Genomic DNA, 25,087 nt, shown 5'->3' on the forward strand with positions numbered 1-25,087 from the left:
CTTGCTGCAGGTCGACGGCGCCTTGCTATTGCGCGCCCGCTTCGCCGCGGCGCAGCGGCGGCAGCCGCCAGTAGGTGATCGCCCGCCACAGCCACTCCACCGGCCCGAAGCGGAAACGGCGCAGCCAGAACCGGCTGAGCGCCACCTGCGCGGCGAACAGCGCCACCGCGAACAGCAGCTGCCAGGCGCGTCCCATCTGTTCGAACCCTCCCAGCCCGTAGCCGTAGAACAACAGCGTGCACACCAGCGACTGCCCGAGGTAATTGCTCAAGGCCATGCGGCCGGCCGGCGCCAGCCACCTCAGCGCGTGGCTCCAGCGCACGCCCCAGGCCAGATAGCCCAGGCACATCAGCAGGCCCGCGACCGAGCCGGCGGCATACGCCACGGCCGAGCGCAGGTCGAAACGGCCCGGCGCCAGCCAGGGCTGGTACCACGCGCTGGCCAGCATCAGCGCCAGGCCCAGCGGCAAGGCGCCCCGGCGCAGCCAGGCGAACAGGCGCGCATGCTGGTCGGGCCGGGCGATGGCACCGCTGCGCGCGAACCAGCTGCCGATCAGGAACATGCCCAGCACCTGCGGCCCCACCACCAGCAGCGCGCCCAGCGACGCGCCGAAATCGTGCAGGCGCTGCAGCACCGCCTGCGCATAGGTGCCATGCCCGTAGGCCTGGCGTTGCGCCTCGATCGCCGCCTGCGCGCTGGCCGCCTGCGCGGCATCGGCCGGCATCAGCATCACCATCGCGCCCAGCAGCAGCATCAATCCGACCGCTGCCAGCCAGGCCAGCACGCCCATCGCCGGCAACCAGGCGCGCGGCGCCTCGCGGAAGGCCAGCAGCAGGAAGGACAGCAGCGCATAGGCGACCAGGATGTCGCCGGACCACAGCAGCAGCGCATGCGCCAGGCCGATGCTCAGCAGGCCCAGGCTGCGGCGCAGGTAGAAACCGGTGAAGTCGCGCCCGGCGGCCTCGGCGCGCTGCGCCATCACCGCGAAGCCGGCGCCGAACAGCAGCGAGAACAGGGTGAAGAACTTGCCCTGCACGAAGACGTAGACGAAGGCGTCCGCCCAGCGGTCCACGCCCTGCCAGTGCGGGTCGATGCCAGTGGTGGACAGGTCCAGCGGGCCGACGAAGCCCTCCATGTTCATCAGCAGGATGCCCAGCAGCGCCAGGCCGCGCAGCACGTCGAGCGTGGCGATGCGCTCGTCCGGGGCGATGGGCTGGAATGCGGGGGTGGACAAGACGACGGGCTCCTGCGGCGGTGCACGCGATTATGGGGGAGCGGCGCGGTCGTTCCCTGCGCGGCCGCCGGGCTTGCCCGCCCGGAAAACGGAACGGCCCGCGCAGGGCGGGCCGTTCGCGGCGGCGTCTGCCGGTCGGGCGGTCAGTGGTGGTGGCCGCCGTCGCCGTGCACGTGGCCGTGCTGCACTTCTTCCTCGCTGGCCTCGCGGACCTCGACGATCTCCACGTCGAAGTACAGGTCCTTGCCGGCCATCGGGTGGTTGAGATCGACGTCGACCACGGTCATGCCGACCTTCTCGACGGTGACCGCGCGCGGGCCGAAGTTGGTCTGCAGGATCACCTGCTGGCCCGGGACCAGGCGGGTGTTGCCGAAATGCTTCTTGGGCACGCGCTGGCTCAGGCCCTCGCGGCGCTCGCCGTAGGCGTCGGCCGACTTCACGTCCACGCCGAAGCTCTCGCCGGCTTCCTTGTCCATCATCGCCGTCTCCAGGCCCGGGATGATGTTGCCATGGCCGATCAGGATCGCCAGCGGCTCGCCACGCTCGCGGGAGCTTTCGATCGGCTCCTGGCCGGCTTCGGAAACGGTGTAGTGGAAACGGACGACGCGGTCTTTTTCGATCTTCATGCGCAACTCTTCAGTGGCTGCCCGCTGGCAGACGTTGGGACGGCCTTGCCGGCCGACGGGGAGGCGGCCATCATGGCGGCCGTCTTGAGGTGGCGCATTATCCGGGCTCCATGCACATCACGCCAGTTTTCCGCGGCCGCCGCTGGCGGCTGCCGGCCCTGCTCGCCGCGGTCGCCATCCTGGCCGCCTGCGGCCATGCTCCGGCCAGGCGCACGCCCCCTCCCGCCGCCGCGCATGCCTGGCCGCAGGTGACGCCGGCCGACCCGGCCGCCGCCGCGTCGGTGCTGATGCGCGCCCTGGGCCTGGTCGGCACGCCCTACCGCTACGGCGGCAACACGCCCGAATCCGGCTTCGACTGCAGCGGCCTGGTCAACTACGTCTACCGCGACATGCTGGCGCTGAACCTGCCGCGCACCTCGCGGGAGCTGGCCGCGCTCCAGGGTCCGCGCATCGAGCCGCGCCAGCTGGCCGCCGGCGACCTGGTGTTCTTCGGCGACAGGGGCAATGTCTGGCATGTCGGCATCTATGTCGGCGAGGGCCGTTTCGTGCATGCGCCGAGCACCGGCGGCACGGTCCGGCTGGACCTGCTGGACGGCCCCTATTGGCGCGACCACTACACCGGCGCCAAGCGCGTGCTGCGCTGAAGTGCGGACCGCGTCACATCGAATAATGAAAAATTAACGAAATTTGTACCTATACAAGCTCTTCACAGGGCATGATCGCCCATCGAATTTTTCCGTGACTGCCGCGTGACGAACGAAAATCCGTCCCATCCGGGTCAACCCGGTCACCGAATTCCCGCGTTCCGCCGGCTGCTGTGCGCCGCGGCGCTGACCATCGCCGCCGTTCCGGCCTTCGCCCAGAGCACAGCCGAAGCCGATCCGGCCGCCGCCAGGCCCGCCGCCGCCAAACCCGATACCACCCAGCGCAGCAAGGCCGACGCCGCCGCTACCGCCACCCTGGCCGCCCTGCTCCCGCACTTGGCCGCCAACGACACCATTCCGCTGATGGACCGCTCGGCCATGTTCGCCGGCGACCTCAGCCGCCTGCTCTCGGCCTACGACGCCTCCAAGAGCGTGGCCGGCGCGACCGACACCGCGCTGGCCAACGACAGCGACGGCAAGGTGCAGTCGATCCTGCGCCGCGCCATGACCCTGCTGGGCACACCGTACCGCTGGGGCGGCACCTCGCCGGACGCCGGCTTCGACTGCAGCGGCCTGGTCGGCTACGTGTTCCGCACCGCGCTGGGCATCGAGCTGCCGCGCGTCTCGCGCGAGATGGCCAGCCAGGCCAGCAACGAACTGATCAAGGACCGCTCGGCGCTGGTCGCTGGCGACCTGGTGTTCTTCGGCCGCAAGGGCCGCGTCGACCACGTCGGCATCTACGTCGGCGAAGGCCGCTTCCTGCACGCGCCGAGCACCGGCAAGGACGTGCGCACCGACACCCTGCTCAGCGGCTACTGGGGCGACAAGTTCATGCAGGCGCGCCGCCTGGACCTGTAACCGGTCCGCGTCCGGATCCACGAAAAGCCGCGGCCCCGCCGCGGCTTTTCCGTTCCTGGCCGGATGAATGCACGGCGCCCTGTTTTTGCGGCCCATTCAGGCATGCATTTCGTTTTCCACGGCATTTCCCGCGGTTCACGAAAGGTATAAGTTGGCCGCTTGCAGCAAGGTGACCGCCATGCCCGCAACGCCTGCTCCCTCCCGCCGGTGCGTGATCTGGTTCGGGATGCCCTGTTCGATGGAACGAGCCCTGCTGGCTTCCAGCGGCTGGCATCTGCGCGCGGTATCGCTGTCGGAAGCCGGCGGGGTGGGCATGCGCAGCGAGGACATCGTGATCGGCGTGCTGGATTTCAGGACTTGCGCGGCCGGCGAGCTCGCCTCCGCCGCCGAGGTGGCCGTCGCCTACCGCCACCTTCCCCTGTTCGCCCTGCTGCCGGCGCTGCCGGACGAGAGCGACCCGCAGCTCCAGCATGTCCTGTCGCACTGCCGGCACCGGTTCCCGCATCCGCTGGACCATGCCGACCTGCTGCGGCAACTGGCGGCGCTGCAGGAAACCTCCGCGCCGGACGCATCGGGCGACGCGCTCGCCTGCCTGATGGGCGAGAGCAGCGCGATGCTCGCCATGCGCGCGACCCTGCGCAAGTTCGCGCCCGTGGACCTGCCGGTCCTGATCACCGGCGAAACCGGTACCGGCAAGGAAGCGGCCGCCCACGCGCTGCACCGCCTGTCGCCGCGCAGCGGCCATCCCTTCCATGCGGTCAACTGCGGCGCGATCGCCCCGACCCTGCTGCAGTCCGAACTGTTCGGCCACGAGCGCGGCGCCTTCACCGGCGCCACCACGCGACGCGCCGGACTGTTCGAGAGCGCCCATCGCGGCACCGTGTTCCTGGACGAGGTCGGCGACCTGCCCATGGAGGCGCAGACCAGCCTGCTGCGCGTGCTGCAGGAAGGCACGGTCGAGCGGATCGGCAGCAACCAGTCCATCCACGTGGACGTGCGCGTGCTGGCCGCGACCCACGTGGACCTGGAGCAGGCGATGGAACAGGGCCGCTTCCGCAGCGACCTGTATTACCGGCTCAACGTGCTGCGCCTGACCATGCCGGCGCTGCGCCGGCGCGAGGGCGACGTCGAGCTGCTCGCCCTGCATTTCCTGCACGAGTTCCGCGCGCGCCACCTCATCCGCGCGCGCGGGTACACCCCGGCCGCGCGCAGGGCGATGGCCGAATTCCACTGGCCCGGCAACGTCCGCGAACTGCTCAACCGCGTGCAGCGCGCCGCCATCACCACCGACAACGAACTGATCGACTGCGTGGACCTGGAACTGGCCGCGCCGGCGGAAACCCGGGAGCGCCTGCAGGATGCGCGCCTGCGCGACGAGCGCGAGACGCTGGTGGCCTGCCTGACGCGCAGCCACTACAACGTCAGCGCCTGCGCGCGGCTGATGAAGGTCTCGCGCGTCACCGTCTACCGGCTGTGCCGCAAGCACCACCTGCAGCTGGAAAGCCTGCGCTGAGGAGCCGCCGGCGCCGGCCAGCCGCGGCTAGAGCATGTAGGGCACCTTGAAGGCCAGGGTGAAATCGGGGGCATCGGGCGTCAGGCCGATGCCCAGCATGCTCACCAGCGTCGCCTTCGGCGTGAGCGCGTAGGTCACGCCCAGGTTGAGGGTACCGGCGTTGGCGTCGCTGCCGATCACCTTGACCCACTGCCCGCCCTTGTAGCGGGTCGATGCGCGGGCGCTGAGCTTGTCGCTGAAGGAGATGCTCAGACTGGTGCGCTCGTTGAACGCGAACGCCACGCCGGCGCCGAAGTAGTAGGCGTCGCCCAGCTGCACCTGTCCCGGGTTGACCGTGTCCGGATTGGAATCGATGTCGTCGAAGCTGCGCTTAAAGGAACGCACGTAGCCGATGTTGCCGAACAGGATGGCCGGATCGGCGGTCTTCACCGCCGACAGGCCGATGCTCGCCTGCCACAGCCCGTTGCCGGTGGGCTGTTCGGCCGGCACCGCGAACCGGATGAAGTCGTCGTCGTCGCGTTCGATCACCGTCCAGTCCAGCCCGTACGGCTCGCGGCCGGTGGGCGCGGTGACGCCCAGCGTCAGCACCGTCTCCGGGCGCCGGCGCCCTTCCTGGAACAGGCGGTAGTTCGCGCTGGCGGTGACGTCGCCGATGCCGGCTCCATGGGTTTCCTCCTGCGCCACGGCCGCGGCCGAACCGCCGGCGCCGCCCTTCTGGTAGATCGTCTTGCGCGCGATGTACGGTACGTCGAGGTTGAGCGTCAGCTTCGGATCGACGCCCCAGCGCGCGGCGAAATCGTAGGTCAGCGAATCCGATTCCACGTTCTCGATGGCGATGTTGCCCAGGAAGATCGCATCCAGCGCGAGGAATCCGTTGAGGGTGAGCTGCTTGCGGTCGTAACGCGCGTAGGTGAGGCTGTTCTCCAGCGTCAGCCGGCGGTTGAAGAGCGCCGACTGCTGCTGTTTCACGTCGTCCACGCTGCGCCGCGCCGATTCCTTCGCCGCGCGCGCCTCGCTGGCCGAACTGGCGTATCCCTCGCCGTAGGCGGGCGCCGTCGCCGGTGGTGGCGGCGCGGCCGCGGCGGGTGCGGCCGTCGCGGTGCGGCCGTTGAGGCGCGCCTGCATCGCCTGCACCTGCATGTCCAGTTCGCGCAGCCTGCGCACCTCCTGCGCGTAACTGGCCTTGAGCGTCTCCAGTTGCGCCATCAGCGCCCTGACATGCGCCTCGTCATCGGCGGCCTGCGCCTGCGCCGCCGCTTCCGGCGAGAACACCACAAGGCCCACCAGCGCCGCCATCGCCAGCTGTTTCATTGTCCCACTCCTCGATCGATGCCCACATTGCCGGTGCCGGCCGTGCCGGCTCAGTACCCCGCGCCGACGCCGCCTGCGCGGATCAGCGTGATGGCCTGGGCCACGTTCTGCGCCAGCGGCAGGTTGCCGGCCGGTCCCTGCCGCACCAGGTCGATCCGCAGGCGGTTGGCCGCCTGCTGCCCGTCGCCCGCCAGGGCGATGCGCTGGCCCACGCTGCCGCTGCGCAGCCACTGCTCGACCGCGCCCTGGCCGTCGATCTGCAGCAGCACGCGCGCCGCCTCGCCGTCGAAACCGGCCACCGCGCTGGCGCCGTCCATCCGCTGCGCCGCCTGGCCGCCGGACGCGTCGCCGCCATCGCCAGGCGACGCTCCCGCGTCGCGCACGGTCAGCTGCATGGCGTTGCTGGCCTGGTTGCCGTCGCCGGCCACCTGCACGCTCTGCACCAGTCCGGCCACGTTGCGCAGGCCGCTGCCGCCGATGCTGCGCCCGCCGGTGTCCGGCAGCGGCGCGTCGACCGCGGTGATGCTCACGCTGGGCGTGAAGCTGATCCGCGGGACCTTGCCGTCGCCGAAATCCATCGCCAGCGTCAGCGCGCCCTGCAGCTGCTGGCCGGACGCCGTCTGCCAGGTGGAGATCATCGTCACCCCGAACCAGGCCACCGCGTTCCCGCCCACGGTGTAGCGGCCGCGCATCAGGCTCAGTTCCGAGTCCGGTATTTCCTGTGGTTTGCGGCCCGGCGCGCCGTCGGCGCCGTGGGCCGGGAAGGCCATTGCAAATGCCAGCGCCAGGCCGGCGCATATCGCGATGTTCATGATCCGGTTCCTTCAAAACAGATCGGCATGGGTGAACCCGAAATCCACCAGCTCGGCCTCGGTGAGGGTTCCCGCCCCCTGCCGCGCGTACAGCGCGCGGGCGCTGGGTTTCTCGCTGGGCAGCAGCAGCACGGTGTCGCGGTCGAAATCGCTGCCGATGACGATGAACACCGCGCGCGATGGCCATGCGGCCAGGAAGTCCTGCAGCGGCACCACGCGGTTGCCCAGGATCGGGTCGGCCAGTTCGGCCATGTCCTCGCGCACCTGCTTGAGCACAACGAAATGGCGGAAGCCACGCACGTCCATCAGCACCAGTCCGGGCACGCGCAGCGAGCGCAGCCGTTCCTCGCTGATCCGGTAGCCGCGGCCGCGCATGCCCAGTGCTTCGACGTAGCGCTTGATGTCCAGCAGCGAGAAGCCGCGCTGGTGGACCAGCGCCGGGTCCGACACACCCATCATTCCCTCGATCACGGTCGATTCGTCGGCATCGAGGTGGTAGGCATAGCGCAGGATCGTGGCCAGCGCCGCCGCCCCGCAGCTGTAGTCGGTGTGCTGCCGCACCAGGTTGCGGAAGCGCCGCTCCTGCATGCTCTCCACCGGCTGCCGGTAGACCGCGCCGTTGGGCAGCACGCCGCTGAAGGCGACGTCCGCGGCAGCGCACGGCCATGCCGCGGTCGCGACGCAGGCCAGCAGCAACATCCTGCAGTACATGGCGGTCTCCGATACGGGTCCGGCAGGTGGGAGCCCTTGCCCGCGAGGGGTACGGGGACAAGGGCTCCCGGGATCGCCCGGTCATTGGCGGATGGCCGGGCGTACCGCTTGCGTCAGGGCCCGCCGCTCACCGGCGGACCGCGACTGTCACTGGCCGCCTTCGCCGCCACCGCCTCCGCCACCGCCGCCGGTGGAGGGCTGCGCCACCGCGAGCGCCAGGCTGTTGGCCTGCAGGTTGCCGGTGCCGGCGGAGACGTTCACGCCGATGTTGCCCGACGCCCCGCTGAAGGCGCTGCCGGACAGGCTGGCGGTGTTGGTGGCATTGACCGCGATCCAGTCCACGTCCACCACCTGGCCGCTCAGGCTCGCCACCAGATCGGCGGTGCCCATTTCCGAGAACGACAGGTTGCCGTGCTCATCCGTATCCCAGGCCATGCCGCCCACGCCCGGACGGTTGGGGTTGGCCACGGCGCCCTGGGTCTGGAAGTCCCAGTCGCTGTGCCCGGTCTGGTCGCCGGCCGGATGCGTGTCGCCGGTCCAGTTGTCCGGGTAGAAGTTGGTCTTCTGGTAGGAATTGCCGGTGCCGTTGTAGCTGCCGGTCCCGCTGCCGCGGGTGGTGCCTGCAACCCTGCCGCCCAGGCTGAGCGCGTAGGTGTTCACCACGTAGTCGTAGTACCCGTTGTTCTCCACGTTGTTGCCGGTGGAGACCTGGTTGGAACTGATGCTCGACTGCGCGTAGGCGGAGGTGGCCACGGAGGCGGCGAGCGCGTTCTTCTGCTCGTTGTTGTTGCCCGAGGTGACGTTGACGCCGATGTTGCCGGCGGCGTTGGCGAAGGCGTTGCCGCCGATGCCCGCGTCGTTGGTCACGCCGTGGTTCATCGTCATGTTGTTCATGCCGCTCTGGTTGACGAATACCTCGGCGTCGGCCATGCCGAAGCTGAAGGACGCATCGGCCGCGGAGAGCGAGGCGGCATTGTCCTGGGCGTTGTTGTCGCCGGCGGCGGCGTTGAAGCCCAGGTTGCCCGAGGCGTTGGAGCCCACGTCGTCGGCGATGGACGCCGAGTTCTCCAGCAGGCCGTTCTCGGCGTTGTTGCCGGAGATCGACTGGCGGTTGTCGACCACGGCGATGGCCGCCGAATCGATGGTGATGTCGCCGCTGATGGTCGGGTCGCCGGAGAACTGGATGTCCGAGCCCAGGCGCAGGTCCTTCTCCAGGTTCACGTCCACGCCGTGGTTGTTCTTCTCCCTGCGCTCGTCGGAACTGACGCTGGACGTCCTCTGCACGTCCTCGCGCACCTCGGTGTTGGAGCGCGAATCCAGGTAGCGCAGCGTCGCGGCGGCATCCAGCTTCAGGTCCACGTCGGTATCGACCGTGGTGTTCTGGGTGTTGTTGCGGATGTCGCTGGTGCTGGTGTTGGTACTGGTATTGGTGCTGGTGTTCGTGCGGGTGTTGGTGTCGTTGTTCGTATTGGTGTTGGTATTGGTATTGGTGTTCGTGTTGGTACGGGTTTCGGTCACGTTGTGCTGGTGATCGATGTCGGCGCTGGCGTTCTGGTCGTCGTCGGCCGCATTGGCTGCGGTGCTGGCGACCAGCGCGGCAACCGCCATGGCGAGTACCGTCCATTTGACATTCGCTTTCATGGTGCCCTCTTCAGGTTTTCTGATGCATCGGGTGGATGGAACCTTGTTTACGGGATGCCTTGCACGGAAATGCCGATCCGGTTTTCCACGGCATTGCCTGATCCCGCGATCTGATTGAGTTGCAGCACACCACCGAAGCCGCGCAACGCGGTTGCCTCCACCGCCACCTTGCGGATGGCGCGTGGATCGCCGGCAACGAACCGCTCCCCTGCCGACGCGAACGCGGACGGCGAGGCCATCGCTTCGTCCCCCGCTTCGCGTATGCCCTGTGCGGCCAGCGAAACGGCCACGGAGTTGAGCTCCGCATTGCCGCCGCCACTGGCCTGGTTGATCGAAACGACGCCGCCGGCGCCGGCCAGCGCATTGCCGCCGATGCTGGCCGATGCGGCCAACGGCGCGGTGGCCTGGCTGTCGGCCTGCGCTTGGCGCGCGTGGATGCCGGCATCGGCACGGCGTCCGACCGCCACGCTGTGCAGGTTGGCCTGCAGATTGAGATCGCCCGCCGCCTGGTTGATGCGGATCGCCCCCTGGCTGCCGGCCAGCGCGTTGCCGTCGATGCGGCTGCTCTGCAGGTAGGTCAGCATCGGCGCGTAGGGATCGGCCTGCTGCGCCCAGGCCGCGGCGCTGCCCGACAGCAGCACGAACAGCAGCGGCAGGCGACCGGCGGGAGCGCGCGCGCTCATGTTCAGCGGCCTCCCGGCGCGGCCGGCTGGCCGAGTGGGAACTGCGCCAGCGCCCCGCGCACCTGGTCGCCGATGCCGCGGGTGGCCCCGCCGACCGCGCCCATCGGTCCGCCGATGGTGCGCGCGAGCTGGGCGCCGGACAGCATGCCGCCCTCGCCCATGGCATGGCCCAGCGTCGTGCCGACCATGCCGCTGGTGACGCGTTCGACCGTGGTCTGCCCGGCATGCGCGGACGCTGGCCGTTCCATCGCCGAGTCGATGGACGCATAGGCGTCTTCGTCCAGTTCGTCGATGCCGTCGCCGCCTCCCAGCGCGGCGGCCAGTTCCCGGCGTGGCGACGGATCGACGATCAGCGCCATTCCCGGCGGGTGCATGCGGTATGCCGGACGCGCGGGAACGTCGCGCAGCAGGACGATCTCGCCCGGGCGCGCCTTCACGCCCTGGCGCGCGCCCGAGGCCTGGGCGATGCCGCTGGCGCCCAGCGTCAGCAGCAATCCGATCAGGATCGGAAACGGATATGAGGTCCTACCAGCCATCGCCCTGCCTCCCCGGTCAACGCGGGAGTCGGAGCAGCATCCATGCCAGGTCTATTTTCCCTTTCGGTACAATGGGTTGCATGTGAAACCCGGATGTCGTGTCTGTATCGCGCGTTACACCCCACAACGCGCGCCACGGGCGGCCGGAACAGGTGGCGACGCACCGCCGGGGCATCGCGCCGCGGTGTAACGGTCCGTTTACAGGGGGCGCTACAGCGTGTTACACCGCGTCGCTTCGGCGGGAAGCGGACGGGCAGACGCGTCCTGCCGGCGCCGCGGCAGCGGCCCTGTTCCTCGATCCATGCGGGAGACGGCGCGCCGAGCGGCGCATGCCAATGCGGGCGGGCCATCGATGCCGCCGCGCTCCGGGCCGGAAACGCTCCGGCCCGGAGACGGCGGCTTCAGCGTTCCTCGACGCCGAAGGTGCCGAACGGCGCCAGCTGCGGCGCCACCGCGTCGCGGTCGCCGACCACGATCACCGACTGCGCGTCCGGCGCGTAGTAGCGCGCGGCCACCGCCTGCAGTTGCGCCGCATCGACCGCGCGGATCCGGCCCACGTACTGGCCCAGGAACTCGGCCGGCAACCCGGCCAGCCAGTTGGTCGCAAGGGTCGCGGCCACCGTGCCCTGCAGCTGGTTGCCGATCAGGTAGCCGCCGGCGACGTAGCGCTTGGTCGACTCCAGTTCCGCGGCCGGCACCGGCTCCTTGCCCAGGCGATCGAATTCCCCGAAGAACTCCTTCAAGGACGCGCCGGTGACCTCGTTGCGCACGTCGGCCGATGCCACCAGGTTGCCGCCGGCACGCAGCGCCGCCAATCGTGCGCCGGCACCATAGGTGTAGCCCTTTTCCTCGCGCAGGTTCTGGTTGAGGCGGCTGCTGATGCCGCTGCCCAGCACGGTGCTGGCCAACTGCAAAGGCACGTAGTCCGGGTCGGTGGCGGCGATGGCCGGGCGGCCGATCCGGAAGGTGGACTGCACGCTGCCCGGCCGCGGCAGGATCGTGCGTTTGGCCGCCGCCTGCCGCGGTGCCGGCGCCGTGTCCGCCACCGCCTCGCCCTGCCCCTGCCAGTCGCCGAAGGCACGTTCGGCCTCGGCGAAGGCGGTGGCCGCATCGATCTTGCCGGTGATCACCAGCAGGCCATGTCCCGGACGGAAGCGGCGCGCGTGTTCGTGTTTCAGCGCCGCCGGGGTCAGTGCCGGCAAGGTGGCGTGGTCCAGTTGCGTGCGCGCATACGGATGGTCGCCGTAGACCGCCTGCAGCAGCGCGCGCGAGGCGCGGAAACCCGGCTGCGCTTCAGCCGCCTTCAGTTCCTCGGCGGCGTTGGCGCGGGCCAGCTCCACCTCGTCGTCGGCGAAGGACGGCGTGCGCGCGACCTCGGCGAGCAGGGCCAGCATCGGCTTGGCCTGCGAGGCCAGCGCCTGGCCGCTGACCAGCACGCCGTCGACGCTGGCACTGGCGCCGACGCTGCCGCCCATGCCCTGGGCCAGCTCGGCGATCTGGCGCGCGTCGCGCGCCGCGGTGCCCGCGGTGAGCAGCTGCGCCAGCACGCTGGCGAAACCGGGCGTGGCGGCGGCATCGGCGGCCAGCCCGGCGTCGCGCATGGCCAGCACGTAGTCCACGCGCGGCAGTCCGTCGCGCGGCACGACCCAGACCTCCAGGCCGTTGCCCAGCGTTTTGCGCGAGATGTCCGGCACCGGCAGCGGCTTGTCGGCCGCATAACCCGGCAGGCCGGCGGGCAGCGCCGGTGTGGCGGCATTGGCGCCAGCGGAGGCGAGCGAAAGGGCCAGGCCCATCGCGAGCAGGCACGGCATTGTCTTGATCATGGCGGTGTCCTCACTTCTGCTCGGCGGGGGCCAGCATCGCCGCCGGCTTGCGGTCGATGACGGTGCGGTTGGCGGTGGTCAGGTAGGTGCGCGCGGCGCGCTGCACGTCGGCGGCGTCGACCGCCTCGATCCAGCCCGGGATCCGGTTGACCACGTTGGCGTCACCCCACAGGGTCTGCAGCTTGGCCAGGGCGTCGGCGCGATCCAGGAACATCTCCAGGCCGTCGTACCACTGCGCCAGCAGCTGGGTCTTGACCCGCGCCAGGGTGGCCGCGTCCACGCCTTCGCTGGCGACCCGGGCGATTTCCGCGTCGATGCCGGACAGCACCGCGTCGGCATCGTGGTCGGGCTTGTACATCGCGAACACCACGAACAGGGTCGGGCCGTCGTATTCCCAGGCGCTGGTCAGGCCGTAGAGCGACTCGACGTTCAAGGCCAGCTGGCGGCCCTTGACCAGTCCCTGGTGCAGGCGCGAGGCATCGCCTTCGGCCAGCAGCGCGCCCAGCACCGCCATCGGCGCCTGGTCGCGGCTGCCGCGGTCGGGCATCATCCAGCCCACCGCCAGCGCCGGCACCTGCGCCAGCGCGTCGGACTGCTGCAGGCGGATCTCCTTCGTGTTCAGCCCTTCGGCGTAGTCCGGGCGCGGCGGCGTCGGCCGCGCCGGGATGTCGCCGAAGTAGCGTCTGGCCAGGGCGAAGCCCTGCTCCGGGGTGACGTCGCCGGCGATGGACAGCACCGCGTTGTTGGGGCCGTAGAAATCGCGGTGGAAACCGCGCACGTCGTCGAGGCTGGCGTTCTCCAGGTCGTGGAAGCTGCCGTAGCCGTCGTGGTTGTTCTCCCACTTGGAGAACGCGTGCTGGCCGATGTCGATCCACATGAACCCGCCGTAGGGCTGGTTCTGCACGTTGTTGCGGATCTCCTCCTTGACCACGTCCTGCTGGTTCCTCAGCGTCTCCGGGTTGAAGTCCAGCGTGCGCATGCGGTCCGCTTCCAGCCACAGCATCGGCTCCAGCGCCGATACCGGCGCGGTCTCGATGTAGTTGGTGAAGTCGGCGCGGGTGGAGCCGTTGTTGCGGCCGCCGCCGCCGGTGATCACGCTGTCGAACACGCCCTTGCGCGCCTGCGGCGTGCCCTGGAACATCAGGTGCTCGAACAGGTGCGCAAAGCCGGTGCGGTTGCGCGGCTCCAGGCGCATCCCGACGTGGTAGACCACGCTGATGCCGACCACCGGCGCGCTGTGGTCCTCGGACACCACCACGGTCAGGCCGTTGTCGAGTTTCTCGACCGCCACCGGCCCCCGCCACTGGTCGGCGTCGGCGGCAGCCGCCGTGCCGGCCAGCGCGCAGCCGGCCAGCAGGAGCATGCGTTGCAGCATCATGGAGCGACTCCTTTCGTTGTCATGGGCAGGCCGGACGGCCGCCGCTATGATGCGCCGGGGGTAATTGGGATATCCACAGGACTTCCGACACCCCTGCGATAGTCGCTCGGTTCAGCGGTTCAACAATCCCGCGCTCTCCCGCCACTGCGGCTCCGGTGGCTGCGGCAACAACTCGTTGAAAGCGCGCCAGAGCATGGTCGTGGCATTTTCTGCCTGCGCATTGCAATTACGGCTGCGTGCCGCATAGCGGCCATTGACGCAGGCTTCAAGAAATACCGGATTCCCATCGAGGCAAGCAAAGGCAGCCGCATCCTGAGGCGCATGCCAGAGTGCTTCATCACTCCAGAGTTTCCTGATTTTTTCCAGCTCGATGCGTGACTTCCGCACATGGGCGACGGGAACGACAAGGTCGCCAGACCGCGCAGCGACGATCTTGCCCGCGGAGGGAGGGGGCGGTGGCGGGATGGCGCCGCCGTGACTCCATGCGATATCGACGTGATCCCGCTCCACATCGATGACGATCTTCCACGTCGGCCCCCACGCATCCTTGCCGATGCGTGCGACATAGCGTTCCTTGTTGCCGCGAAAATCGTTTCGTTCCGGATTACCGCATTGCCAGGCAAGCGCCTCGGAGCGCCCTGCCTGACTCCAATCCCCCCAATTGACCACTTGGCGGGTGGGCAACTCCGACGCATCCATTCCACTACGCGGAAACTCGATCCACGGCGCCGCATCGAGGTCGACGGGAGCAGGAGAACCACGGCCGCCAATACCCACAACAGCAGCGCCGGCCAGACCCAGCAGCGTGCTCCACACGGCGACCCGGGTCAGATTCAGCGGTGTTCCCATGGCCATCCCCTGCGGATGAGAAGCAGCCCTGCGGTCAGTCCACCCCGACGCCGGCGTGCACCGGAGCGTCGTAGACCTGCCGGTCCAGCAGCCCGGTTTCCTTGGCCACGATCACCGGCACCACCATCTGCCCGGTGACGTTGGTCATGGTGCGCATCATGTCCAGCACGCGGTCGATGGCGTACAGGTAGCCGATGGTTTCCAGCGGCAGGTTGGCCGCGCTCAGCACCACGGTGGCCATCACCACCGCCGTGCCCGGCACGCCGGCGGTGCCGAAGCTGCCCAGCACCGAGGCGATCAGCACTACCACGTACTGCTCCGGCGTCAGCGGCACGCCGGTGTACTGGGCGATGAACACCGCGCACAGCGCCGGGTAGATCGCGCCGCAGCCGTCCATCTTGATGCTCGCGCCCAGCGGCACGGCGAAGGAAGCGTAGTCCTTGTTGACGCCGAGGTTGGCGGTGATCGAACGCATCGCCACCGGCATCGCCGCAAAGCTCGAGGAGGCCACGAACGCCACCTGCATGCCCGGCGCGGCGCCGCGGAAGAACTTGACCGGGTTCAGCCCGTGCGCCAGCAGCAGGCCGCTGTAGACCACCAGGATGTGCAGCGCGCAGGCCACGTACAGCGCCAGCACGAAGCTGCCCAGCGGCAGCAGCTTCTCGAAGCCGTAGCTACCGACCAGGCCGGCGATCAGGCCGAAGGTGCCCAGCGGGGTCATCTCCAGCACGAAGCGGGTGACCTGGATCATGACCTCGCTCATCTGCCCGGCCAGCTTGCGCGCCTCGCCCACCTTGTCGCCGAGCTTGACCATCGCAAAGCCGAGCAGGCCGGCGAAGAAGATCACCGGCAGGATCGAGCCGCGCCCGGCCGCCAGCACGGTCTCGCCGGCGGCGTTGACCGCCGTGCCGATGCCGGTCAGCGCGTAGAACACGTTGGCCGGCACCACGTCCATCAGCACCTTGGCCACCGACGGCACGTCGCGCGGGGTATAGGCGCCGTCCATCGCCAGGCTCAGCCCGCCGGTGCCCGGCTGCATCAGCGTGCCCACGCCCAGGCCGACGCACACCGCCAGCGCGGCGGTGACGATGAACCACAGGAAGGTGCGTCCCCCCAGCGCGGCCACCGACTTCTGCCCGTGCAGCGAGCCGATGGCGCTGATCACCGCGAAGAACACCAGCGGCACGGCGATCATCTTGATCAGGGTGACGTACAGCTCGCCCAGCGGGCCGAACCAGGTGTCGGCGAGCGGACCCAGCACCCAGCCGGCGAGCGCGCCGAGCACGAAGCCGCCAGCCACGCGCTGCCAGAACGGAATCCGCAACCAGGCAGAAACCAGCTTCATAGAGGGGATCCGGGAACGTTTTCAGGGACCGGCACGATAGCGCAAGCCCGGTGACGGCACGATCCCCGTGCGGAAAAGCTGCGTGTCATCGGCATGCCTTTTCGGGATCGTCATAATGGCCGCCTGTTCCGGATTCATGGTCGATCGCATGCGCCACGCCACACCCCTGCTCGCCGCCCTGTCCACCCTGCTGCTCGGCGCCTGCGCCAGCACCGCCGCCCCCAGGGCGCCGCAGGCCTTCGCCGTCGAGGTACCGGCGGTCAGCCACCCGCAGGGCGAGACCCCGCAATGGTGGTACCGCAACGGCGCCGCGCAGGCCGCCGCCAACGGCGCGATGGCCGGCAGGGCGAAGAACGTGATCCTGTTCCTGGGCGACGGCATGAGCCTGACCACGGTGGCCGCCGCGCGCATCCTGGAGGGCCAGCGCCACGGCAGCCCGGGCGAGGAGAACCTGCTGTCCTGGGAGCGCTTCCCGGCCACCGCCTTCAGCAAGACCTACAACACCGACTCGCAGACGCCCGATTCGGCCGGCACCATGACCGCCATCACCACCGGCGTGAAGACCCACATGGGCGCCATCGGCGTCAGCGCCGGCAGCCGCAGCGACTGCGCCGACAGCCTGGGCAAGCACGCCCTGACCTGGCTGCAGCTGGCCGACAGCGCCGGCATGGCCACCGGCGTGGTCTCCACCGCGCGCCTGACCCACGCCACCCCGGCCGCGACGTACGCCCATTCGCCCGACCGCAACTGGGAGAACGACACCGACCTGCCCGAAAGCGCGCGCGCCGCCGGCTGCCGGGACATCGCCCAGCAGCTGCTGTCGACCTCCCGCTACGGGCGCGGCCCGCTGGTGGCCCTGGGCGGCGGCCGCGGCCAGTTCACCACCGTCAACGAGCAGGACCCGGAATACGCCGACAAGGTCGGCCTGCGCCTGGACGGCCGCAACCTGGTGGCCGAATGGCAGGCCGCGCATCCGCAGGGCGCCTACGTGTGGAACGCCGAACAGCTCAAGGCCGCGGCCGGCGCGCCGGCGCTGCTGGGCCTGTTCGAGCCCGACCACATGCAGTACGAGCAGGACCGCACCAGGGACCCGGCCGGCGAACCGTCGCTGGCCGAGCTGACCCGCGCCGCCATCGCCAACCTGTCCAGGCATCCGGAAGGCTACGTGCTGATGGTGGAAGGCGCGCGCATCGACCACGCCAACCACAGCGGCAACGCCGCGCGCGCGCTGGGCGACACCATCGCCATGTCCGACGCGGTGCGCGCGGCGGTGGAGGCGACCTCGACCGAGGACACCCTGATCATCGTCACCGCCGACCACTCGCATACGCTCAACTTCGTCGGCTATCCGGCGCGCGGCAACCCGATCCTGGGCAAGGTCAAGGACAAGGGCGGCGAGGACGGCGCCGGCGGCCTGGACCTGGCCCGCGACGCCACCGGCCTGCCCTACACCACGCTCAGCTACGCCAACGGCCCGGGCTACACCGGCGCCAGCAACCGCCAGCCGGCCGGCCCCAAGACCTACCCGCACACGCCCAGCAGCTACGAGCCGGCGCAGGGCCGCCCGGACCTGACCCACGTCGACACCGAGCACCCGGACTACATGCAGGAAGCGCTGGTCCCGGCCAAGGCCGAATCGCACGGCGGCGAGGACGTCGGCATCTGGGCGCGCGGCCCGGGCAGCGTGGCGGTGCGCGGCACGCTGGAGCAGAACACGATCTACCACCTGATCGTGCAGGCCACTCCGCGCCTGCGCGAGCGCCTGTGCGCGCAGGGCACCTGCGACGCGCAGGGCGTGCCGGTGGAACTGCCGCAGCCGGCGAAGTTCGAACGCAAGGCGCCGTGAGCCACGCGCGGCGGCATGCGTCCGGGCCGGCGGCGCCACTGCTGTCGCTGGCCCTGCTGCCCGCCCGGGCCTGCGCCAGAGAACGCTGCCATCGCCGCGACACCGACCGCTTCGAGATACTGTCCGGCTGCTGGCAGACCGCGCCGGGCACGCTCGCCATCGGCGCCGGGGCACTGGCGCGGCTTCGGCTCGATGAAAAAACCGCAGGACGGCCGTTTTTCACTGCGAAGCCGCCCGAAGGGTGACGCACAGGGATGTGCGTCATGAAAACGGGCTGGCCGCGCTGCAGGCCGGCCGGCAGTACTACTACGTGCGCCGCGACGGCGCCTACCTGCCGGTGATCACCTACGACAACGGCCCGGACTACTTCGCCGACTGCCTGGTCCAGGCGCCGGATGGACGGCCGGATCGGCTCACGACACTCGCCTGCAGCCGGCCTTCGCCGCGCGTTTCGACTGGGGCTTCCCGTTCCAGCACGGCAGCGCCGAGGTCTGCAACGGCTGCCGCGAAAGCACGCCCGACGCCGACGGCCATGCCGGCATCGTCGGCGGCACGCGTTTGCGTATCGATCGGCAGGGCAACGTGTTGCCAGATTCCCCGTAACGGAGGGGCTTGCCCCTCCGCAGCTTCGGCGCGCCAGGAACGCATGGAAGAAGGGGGTTACTTGCCCCACCTTGGCCGCCGATGCGGGGAAGAAGAATCCGCCTGCATGCTCCTCGCGGCTGAAGCCGCTCCTACAATGCGGCGATGGAATCGTGCCTGCCACCGCTGACTGACGTCGCCGCGCCGGTAATGGCCGGTTTCAGCGGCGGGCTGGACTCGACCGTGCTGCTGCACCTGCTGGCGAACGCCCCGACGGCGCGCGAACGCGGCCTGCGCGCCGTGCACGTGCACCATGGGCTGCAGCCGGCCGCCGACGACTGGGCCGCGCACTGCCAGCAGGTCTGCGATCAATGGCAGGTGCCACTGCAGATCGTGCGCGTACGGGTGGACGCCGGAACCGGCGAAGGCCCGGAGGCCGCCGCGCGCCACGCCCGCCATGCCGCGTTCGCCGAGCTGCTGCGGCCGGGCGAATGGCTGGCGCTGGCGCATCATCGCGACGACCAGGCCGAAACCTTCCTGCTGCGCGCCCTGCGCGGTTCCGGCGTGGACGGACTGGCGGCGATGCGCGCGCGCCGCGCCTTCGCCGGCGGGCAACTGTGGCGGCCGCTGCTGCACGCCCCGCGCGCCGCGCTGGAAGCGCATGCGCGCCAGCACGGCCTGCGCTGGATCGAGGATCCCAGCAACGGCGAAGACGCCTTCGACCGCAATTTCCTGCGCAACGCGGTGATGCCGTTGCTGGCCACGCGCTGGCCCGACGCGGCCGCCCAGTTCGCACGCAGCGCCGCGCTCGCCGGCGAGACCGCGGCACTGCTGCAGGCGCAGGACGAACAGTGGCTGCAGGCCTGCGACGATGGCGACGGCGCGCTGTCGGCCGCCGCGCTGTCGGCATTGCCGGAGCCGGCCTGCGCCCGCGTGCTGCGCCTGTGGGCGCGGCAACGCGGCCTGCCGCCGCTGCCGGGCAACGGCGTGGCGCGCATCCGGCACGACCTGCTGGGCGCCGGCCACGACCGGCAGGCGGAATTCCGCTGGCGCGATGCGCGCATCGTGCGTTGGCGCGACCGCCTGCATGCCGTCGCCGGACTGCGCCCCTGGCCCAGCGGCTGGCAGGCCGCATGGGACGGCCGCGCGCCGCTGCCGCTGCCCGATGGCGGTGTGCTGGCGCTGCGCGGCGCGCCCGCCTTCGACGCGCCGCTGCAGGTACGCCAGCGCCAGGGCGGCGAACGCATCCGCCTGCCCGGCCGCACGCATTCGCACCTGCTCAAGCACCGGCTGCAGGCCGCGGACATCGCGCCGTGGCTGCGCCCGCACCTGCCGTTGCTGTGCGACGCCGCGCAGGTGCTCGCCGCCGGCGACCGCATCGTCGCCGCGCCGCTGCGGGAGTGGCTGCAGGCCCGCGGCGCGCAACTGCGCTGGCAGGCGCCGGGCCACACGAATTGACCCTTTCCCGCCCGCCGCTCACACTTCCCGCCATGTCCAAGAAGTCCCCCAACGAGGCCTCCCCGGTCGCCCGCTTCGAGCATTCGCTGGAAGAACTTGAGCAACTGGTGGAGAAGATGGAAACCGGCGAGCTCAGCCTGGAGCAGTCGCTGAGCGCCTACGAACGCGGCGTCGGCCTGTACCGGCAATGCCAGCAGGCGCTGGAACAGGCCGAACTGCGCGTGCGGCTGCTCACCGATCCGGCGCAGCCGGAGAAATCCGAACCGTTCCAACAGGCCGGCGATGTCGACTGAGGCCCTGTTCGCCGGCTGGATCGAACGCACCGAGCAGCACCTGCAGGCCGCATTGCCCGACCCCGACACCGCGCCGCAGCGCCTGCACCAGGCCATGCGCTACGCCGCGCTGGGCGGCGGCAAGCGCATGCGGCCGCTGCTGGTGCGCGCCGCCGGCCACCTGTTCGGCGCCGACCCGGCACAGCTCGATGCGCCGGCCAGCGCGGTCGAACTGGTCCACGCCTATTCGCTGGTGCACGATGACCTGCCGGCGATGGACGACGACGACCTGCGCCGCGGCCGCCCCACCACCCACGTCGCCTTCGACGAGGCCACCGCGATCCTGGCCGGCGACGCGCTGCAGACTCGCGCCTTCGAACTGCTCGCCGGAGCGCCGCTGCCGCCGGCGCTGGCCGTGGCCTGCCTGCGCACCCTGGCGGCCGCTTCCGGCGCGGCCGGCATGTGCGGCGGGCAGGCGCTGGACATCGACGCTACCGGCCGCCAGCAACCGCTGTCCGGCCTTGAACGCATGCACGCGCTCAAGACCGCCGCGCTGATCCGCGCGGCGGTGCGCATGGGCGCGCTGTGCGGCGGCGCCGGCGACGCCGAACTGGCGCGGCTGGACGGCTTCGCCGCCGCGCTCGGCCTGGCCTTCCAGGTGCGCGACGACATCCTCGATGTCGAGGCCAGTTCCGAGCAGCTGGGCAAGACCGCCGGCAAGGACGCGGCGCAGGACAAATCCACCTTCCCGGCGCTGCTGGGCATGGACGGGGCCAAGGCGCGGCTGGAAGCGCTGGCCGTCGACATGCGCGACGCGCTGGCGCCGTTCGGCACGCGCGCCGGGGCGCTGGCGACATTGGCCGAACTGGCGATCCGCCGCACGCATTGACGCCCCTGCTCCCGCAGGAATGCACCTTTGCGCTCCGGCGCGTTCCAGACGACGCAACAGATAAAGGCCCATCGCCGGTTGCCGGGCCTCGGCCCGGACAGTGAGCGCGCGCCCGCAGGTGCCGGACTCGCCGGCTGCGTCACCGGAAGGCTTCGTGCGGGGCAAGCCCCGCATCTGCGAGGTGGCTGGGCCCTGTAGCGCCGGGTAACGCCGACGAAGCCGGGCGGGCAATGCCCGGCGGGGCGATGCTCCGCACTACGGGAGAGGGATTCCTGCGCCAGCCGATCTGCCGGCAAGTGGCGATAGACCAAAAAAAAAAGCCCGGGAAACCCGGGCTTTTTTCGTCGCGCCTACGCCGGATTACTTGATCAGGCGGATCGCGAACGGATAGCGGTAGGCCTGGCCCTTGTTGGCCGCCAGACCGGCGACGATGCTGAGCACGATGCAGGCGATCCAGGCGATCAGGTTGATCAGCGCGCCGATCAGGATGATCGAGAGGATGGTGCCGATGATGTAGACGCCCAGCAGCGTGAGCTGGAAGTTCAGCGCTTCCTTGGACTGGTCGGTGAGGAACGACTTCTGCGGGTTGTCCTTGTTCACCAGCCACATGATCAGCGGCACGATGAAGCCCAGGATGATGCCCGACAGGTGCACCAGCATGGCAATGGTGTTGTCGTCGGACCCGTTGCCTGCCGCCGGCGGAGTGCTGTTCTCGTAATCGCTCATGGTGTTTCCCTTTACCCTTGGTCTTATGGAATGAGTGGGATGGCTGTCATCGGCGGTCCCCTGGATGCCCCGCGGCGGCGGCTGCCGAAGAATACGTCAATCGTCGCCCGCGACCGTCATTCTCCCGACAAGGATCGATCCTGTCGAGACGTGCGAACGCGTATCGACGTCGCTGCCCACCGCCTCGATGGTGGCGAACATCTGTTTCAGATTGCCTGCGATGGTGATGCCATCCACCGGCCAGGCGATCTGCCCGTTCTCGATCCAGAAGCCGCCGGCGCCGCGCGAGTAGTCGCCGGTCACGCCGTTGACGCCCTGCCCCATCAGTTCGGTGACCAGCAAGCCGGTGCCCATACCCGACAGCATGGACGGCAGGTCGCCGGCATTGGCCGCGACCTTGAGGTTGTGCACGCCGCCGGCGTTGGCGGTGGTCTGCAGGCCCAGCCGGCGCGCCGAGTAGCTGCCCAGGACGTAGCGCTGCAGCACGCCGCCGCTCACCAGCGCCGAATCGCGCGTGGCCACGCCCTCGCCGTCGAACGCGCAGGAGCGCAGGCCGTGGCGCAGCAGCGGCCGCTCGTCGATGGCGAACCAGTCGGGGAACAGCTGCGTGCCGGCGCTGTCGAGCAGGAAGCTGGCGCGCCGGTACAGCGCGCCGCCGGAAACGGCCGACAGCAGGTGGCCGATCAGCGAGCGCGCTACTTCCGCGGCGAACAGCACCGGCACCTGCCCGGTCGGCAGCGAGCGCGGCTGCAGGCGGGCCACGGTGCGTTCGGCCGCGCGCCGGCCGATGGCCTCCGGGTCCTGCAGGTCGGCCCGCGCGATCGCGCTGCTGTACCAGCCGTCGCGCTGCATGCCGTCGCCCTGCCCGGCGATCAGCGCGCAGCCGATGGAATGGTGGCTGCTGCGCTCACGGCCGATGAAGCCGTGCGAGTTGGCGTAGACCGACAGGCTCTGCGCGGTGGCCACCGAGGCGCCATCGGAATTGGCGATGCGGGCATCGGCGCGCCCGGCCGCTTCGCAGGCCAGGGCCAGGTCCACGGCGTGGTGGGCTTCCAGCGCCCAGGGATGCCAGGTGTCCAGGTCGGGGAAATCGCGCGCCATCAGCGCGGCATCGGCCAGGCCGGCGGCCGCGTCGTCCTCGGTATGGCGGGCGATGGCGCAGGCCTGGGCCACGGTCGCCTCCAGGCTGCTTTCCTGCAGGTCGGCGGTGCTGGCGCTGCCCTTGCGCTGGCCGAAGTACACGGTGACGGCGATGCCGCGGTCGTGGGTGGACTCGACCGTCTCCACCTCGCCCAGGCGCACGTTCACGTCCAGGCCGCGGTCCTCGCTGCAGCTGACCTCGGCCTGGCTGGCGCCCAGCGCGCGGGCCTTTTCCAGCAGCCGCTGCGAGATGCCGGCCAGCTGTTCCAGCCGCTGCAGGCTGTCGTCGGCGGCGAAGGTTCCGGTGGTGATGGTGTTCAATGCTTTATCCTTTCAGGTCTTCAGCCATGCCTGCCGTTCCCTTCTCCCCTCGGGAGAAGGTGGCGCGAAGCGCCGGATGAGGGGCGAACGGAACCAGCGATGCTTGAAGCATCCGGACTCCATTGCCCCTCACTCCAACCCCGCTCCCGGCGGGAGAGGGGCTTTCCGCGGCAGCTGGCGGGTACACACGAACTTTAATCGAGTAACAGGGCAATGCGCGGACGCGACGAAGATACCGGCGAATTTTTCAGCGAGAGCCGCAGCCAGAACCGGCGCGAGGCGCTGGAAATATTGGCGCTGGGCGAGAAGCTGGTGGAACTGACGGCCGCGCAGCTCGCGCGCCTGCCCATTCCCGAAGACCTGCTCGGGCATATCGAGTACAGCAAGCGCATCACCTCGCACGGCGCGCGCAAGCGCCAGCTGGCGTTCCTGGCCAAGCAGATGCGCCGCGAGGACGACGCCGTGCTGGACGCCATCCGCGATGCGCTAGAAGCCAACAGCGAGACCTCCAAGCGCGCGGTGGCGCTGATGCACCGCGTCGAGCACTGGCGCGAGCGCCTGCTGGCCGAGGGCGACGCCGCGCTGGCCGAACTGCTCGACGAATACCCCGGCGCCGACCGCCAGCAGCTGCGCACGCTGGTGCGCAACGCGCTGGCCGAGAAGGCGAAGAACAAGCCGCCGCGCGCGTTCCGCGAGATCTACCAGGTCCTGCGCGAGCTGGTGATACCGGCGCAATCGGCGGCCGCGGGCGACCCGGACGAGGAGGCCGACGGCCTGCCCGACGGCATCGATGACGCCAACGAGGACGACGGGCGCGATTGACCCGCGCGCCCACAGCAGCCGCTTCGGCCGGGCGCCGACGCATGGCGGCATGCCGCCGCTCCCCTTCCCGCAGCCCGGAGGCAGCATGCCCACACGACGATCGCTCCTGCTGGCCGCCCTCGCCGGCTCCGCCCTGCACCTGCCGACCGTGCGCGCCGGCATCTCCCGCGGCAACCCGCCCGGGGAGGCGGGCTACGTCGATTTGATGCCCGATTTCTGGAAGGCCTACACGCGGGCCGAAGGCGCGGCCGACCGCGCGCAGGCGTTGCAGGACGGCTTCTTCGCCCCGCACCACGCCATCTATGCCGCGGCCGGACTGAAACCCCGCACCGAACGCATCGCCCGCTGGCTGCCCGACTTCGACGCGATGGCCGCCGACGTGCGGCGGATCGTCGCCGGCTTCCCTGACCTTTACGCGGCGCACGCCCGGCGCTTCGCCGACGCCTTCCCGGATTTCGACCGTACCCGCGCCCCGATCTACCTGCTGCCATCGCTGTTCGCCTTCGACGGCCACCTCGAACCCGGCGACGGGCAGCTGCCGCTGTTCATCGGCGCCGACGGGCTGGTGCGCTACCACGGCACCTCGCCGGACCTGGCGGTATTCCTGGACCACGAATCCTTCCATCTCTACCAGTCCCAGATCGCGCCGGAGGCGATGCTGGACCCGGCGCCCCCGGTGTACGCGATGCTGTGGACCGAAGGCGTGGCGAGCTACGTGAGCGAACGCCTCAATCCCGACGCGGCGCTGCTGCACGTGCTGCTCGACGACGTCCATCTGGCCGGCGCCGACGCGGCCACGCGCCGCGAACTGGCCGCTGCGATCCTTGCCGTACTGGATTCCACCCGGGAAGCCGATGCGCTGCGTTTCTTCAGCGCAGGCGCCACCGGGCCGTGGCCGGCGCGCGGCGGCTACCTCGTCGGCCTGGAAGTCGCGCGCCGGATCGGCCGCGAGCTGCCGTTGGCGCAGCTGCCCAGGCTGCAGGGCGCGGCGCTGCGCGAGCGCTTGGCCCACGAACTGGCCGCGCTGGCGGCAGGCGAGGATTGAGCCCCACAGCACCTGCCTGCCG

24 protein-coding genes are annotated in these 25,087 nt (G+C 70.2%); 10 read left to right on the forward strand and 14 right to left on the reverse strand.

Annotated features, from left to right (window positions below):
• Positions 1–25: 25 nt before the first annotated feature.
• Both CQ393_RS09210 and CQ393_RS09215 read right to left on the reverse strand, forming a co-directional pair.
• The gene (locus CQ393_RS09210; RefSeq protein ID WP_153191260.1) at positions 26–1,234 is read right to left on the reverse strand and encodes a DUF418 domain-containing protein; all 1,209 of its coding nucleotides are present in this window, start codon (positions 1,232–1,234) and stop codon (positions 26–28) included.
• Between the two features lie 143 nt (positions 1,235–1,377).
• Entirely contained in the window at positions 1,378–1,860 is a 483-nt protein-coding gene (locus tag CQ393_RS09215) for a peptidylprolyl isomerase (RefSeq protein ID WP_153191261.1), read from the reverse strand.
• Between the two features lie 110 nt (positions 1,861–1,970).
• Here CQ393_RS09215 and CQ393_RS09220 point away from each other — a divergent pair, with 110 nt between their 5' ends.
• The 3 genes from CQ393_RS09220 (at position 1,971) to CQ393_RS09230 (ending at position 4,875) form a co-directional block, all read left to right on the forward strand.
• Positions 1,971–2,504 carry a C40 family peptidase gene (locus CQ393_RS09220; protein ID WP_153191262.1) on the forward strand — a complete coding sequence of 178 codons (534 nt, stop codon included), beginning with the start codon at positions 1,971–1,973 and terminating at the stop codon, positions 2,502–2,504.
• A gap of 150 nt (positions 2,505–2,654) precedes the next feature.
• Complete coding sequence (locus tag CQ393_RS09225; protein ID WP_343199912.1) at positions 2,655–3,362, forward strand: C40 family peptidase; 708 nt, start codon at positions 2,655–2,657, stop codon at positions 3,360–3,362.
• Positions 3,363–3,540: 178 nt separating this feature from the next.
• Positions 3,541–4,875 (forward strand): sigma-54 dependent transcriptional regulator, encoded by a 1,335-nt coding sequence (locus CQ393_RS09230; protein ID WP_153191263.1) that lies wholly within the window; start codon positions 3,541–3,543, stop codon positions 4,873–4,875.
• Between the two features lie 27 nt (positions 4,876–4,902).
• Here CQ393_RS09230 and CQ393_RS09235 read toward each other — a convergent pair whose 3' ends face one another.
• The 10 genes from CQ393_RS09235 to CQ393_RS09280 form a co-directional block, all read right to left on the reverse strand.
• Complete coding sequence (locus CQ393_RS09235) at positions 4,903–6,186, reverse strand: hypothetical protein (protein WP_153191264.1); 1,284 nt, start codon at positions 6,184–6,186, stop codon at positions 4,903–4,905.
• 50 nt (positions 6,187–6,236) lie between these two features.
• On the reverse strand, positions 6,237–6,956 hold the full coding sequence (locus CQ393_RS09240) for a hypothetical protein (RefSeq protein WP_228114402.1): 720 nt from the start codon (positions 6,954–6,956) through the stop codon (positions 6,237–6,239).
• Positions 6,957–7,010: 54 nt separating this feature from the next.
• Complete coding sequence (locus CQ393_RS09245; RefSeq protein WP_228114403.1) at positions 7,011–7,697, reverse strand: C39 family peptidase; 687 nt, start codon at positions 7,695–7,697, stop codon at positions 7,011–7,013.
• A gap of 159 nt (positions 7,698–7,856) precedes the next feature.
• Positions 7,857–9,350, reverse strand: coding sequence for an adhesin (locus CQ393_RS09250; RefSeq protein WP_153191267.1), 1,494 nt, complete (start codon positions 9,348–9,350; stop codon positions 7,857–7,859).
• A 47-nt stretch (positions 9,351–9,397) separates the two neighbouring features.
• Complete coding sequence (locus CQ393_RS09255) at positions 9,398–10,033, reverse strand: hypothetical protein (RefSeq protein ID WP_153191268.1); 636 nt, start codon at positions 10,031–10,033, stop codon at positions 9,398–9,400.
• A gap of 2 nt (positions 10,034–10,035) precedes the next feature.
• Positions 10,036–10,569 (reverse strand): hypothetical protein, encoded by a 534-nt coding sequence (locus CQ393_RS09260; protein ID WP_153191269.1) that lies wholly within the window; start codon positions 10,567–10,569, stop codon positions 10,036–10,038.
• 401 nt (positions 10,570–10,970) lie between these two features.
• Positions 10,971–12,392: a pitrilysin family protein gene (locus CQ393_RS09265; protein ID WP_153191270.1), complete on the reverse strand. Its 1,422-nt coding sequence runs from the start codon at positions 12,390–12,392 to the stop codon at positions 10,971–10,973.
• 10 nt (positions 12,393–12,402) lie between these two features.
• Positions 12,403–13,770 (reverse strand): pitrilysin family protein, encoded by a 1,368-nt coding sequence (locus tag CQ393_RS09270; RefSeq protein ID WP_153191271.1) that lies wholly within the window; start codon positions 13,768–13,770, stop codon positions 12,403–12,405.
• Between the two features lie 111 nt (positions 13,771–13,881).
• Positions 13,882–14,619, reverse strand: a complete 738-nt coding sequence (locus CQ393_RS09275) for a hypothetical protein (protein WP_153191272.1) — start codon at positions 14,617–14,619, stop codon at positions 13,882–13,884.
• A 34-nt stretch (positions 14,620–14,653) separates the two neighbouring features.
• Complete coding sequence (locus CQ393_RS09280) at positions 14,654–15,964, reverse strand: dicarboxylate/amino acid:cation symporter (protein WP_153191273.1); 1,311 nt, start codon at positions 15,962–15,964, stop codon at positions 14,654–14,656.
• Positions 15,965–16,112: 148 nt separating this feature from the next.
• Here CQ393_RS09280 and CQ393_RS09285 point away from each other — a divergent pair, with 148 nt between their 5' ends.
• From CQ393_RS09285 to CQ393_RS09305, 5 genes are all read left to right on the forward strand, one after another.
• Positions 16,113–17,810, forward strand: coding sequence for an alkaline phosphatase (locus tag CQ393_RS09285; protein WP_153191325.1), 1,698 nt, complete (start codon positions 16,113–16,115; stop codon positions 17,808–17,810).
• A complete protein-coding gene (locus tag CQ393_RS09290; protein ID WP_153191274.1) occupies positions 17,807–18,055 on the forward strand; it encodes a hypothetical protein in 249 nt (82 codons plus the stop codon). Before CQ393_RS09285 ends, CQ393_RS09290 begins: the two co-directional genes overlap by 4 nt.
• A 502-nt stretch (positions 18,056–18,557) precedes the next feature.
• Entirely contained in the window at positions 18,558–19,850 is a 1,293-nt protein-coding gene (gene tilS, locus CQ393_RS09295; RefSeq protein ID WP_153191275.1) for a tRNA lysidine(34) synthetase TilS, read from the forward strand.
• Between the two features lie 32 nt (positions 19,851–19,882).
• Positions 19,883–20,143 carry an exodeoxyribonuclease VII small subunit gene (locus tag CQ393_RS09300; RefSeq protein WP_153191276.1) on the forward strand — a complete coding sequence of 87 codons (261 nt, stop codon included), beginning with the start codon at positions 19,883–19,885 and terminating at the stop codon, positions 20,141–20,143.
• Entirely contained in the window at positions 20,133–21,011 is an 879-nt protein-coding gene (locus CQ393_RS09305) for a farnesyl diphosphate synthase (RefSeq protein ID WP_153191277.1), read from the forward strand. The genes CQ393_RS09300 and CQ393_RS09305 overlap by 11 nt, the downstream gene beginning before the upstream one ends.
• 360 nt (positions 21,012–21,371) lie before the next feature.
• Here CQ393_RS09305 and CQ393_RS09310 read toward each other — a convergent pair whose 3' ends face one another.
• On the reverse strand, positions 21,372–21,737 hold the full coding sequence (locus tag CQ393_RS09310; protein ID WP_153191278.1) for a DUF4870 domain-containing protein: 366 nt from the start codon (positions 21,735–21,737) through the stop codon (positions 21,372–21,374).
• A 96-nt stretch (positions 21,738–21,833) separates the two neighbouring features.
• Positions 21,834–23,198 carry a metalloprotease PmbA gene (gene pmbA, locus CQ393_RS09315; protein ID WP_153191279.1) on the reverse strand — a complete coding sequence of 455 codons (1,365 nt, stop codon included), beginning with the start codon at positions 23,196–23,198 and terminating at the stop codon, positions 21,834–21,836.
• 213 nt (positions 23,199–23,411) lie between these two features.
• Here pmbA and yjgA point away from each other — a divergent pair, with 213 nt between their 5' ends.
• Both yjgA and CQ393_RS09325 read left to right on the forward strand, forming a co-directional pair.
• Positions 23,412–24,020: a ribosome biogenesis factor YjgA gene (gene yjgA / locus CQ393_RS09320; protein WP_153191280.1), complete on the forward strand. Its 609-nt coding sequence runs from the start codon at positions 23,412–23,414 to the stop codon at positions 24,018–24,020.
• 85 nt (positions 24,021–24,105) lie between these two features.
• Positions 24,106–25,065, forward strand: coding sequence for a hypothetical protein (locus tag CQ393_RS09325; RefSeq protein ID WP_153191281.1), 960 nt, complete (start codon positions 24,106–24,108; stop codon positions 25,063–25,065).
• Positions 25,066–25,087: the final 22 nt, after the last annotated feature.

The sequence above is a fragment of the Stenotrophomonas sp. MYb238 genome (assembly GCF_009496535.1).
Lineage (GTDB): Bacteria > Pseudomonadota > Gammaproteobacteria > Xanthomonadales > Xanthomonadaceae > Stenotrophomonas.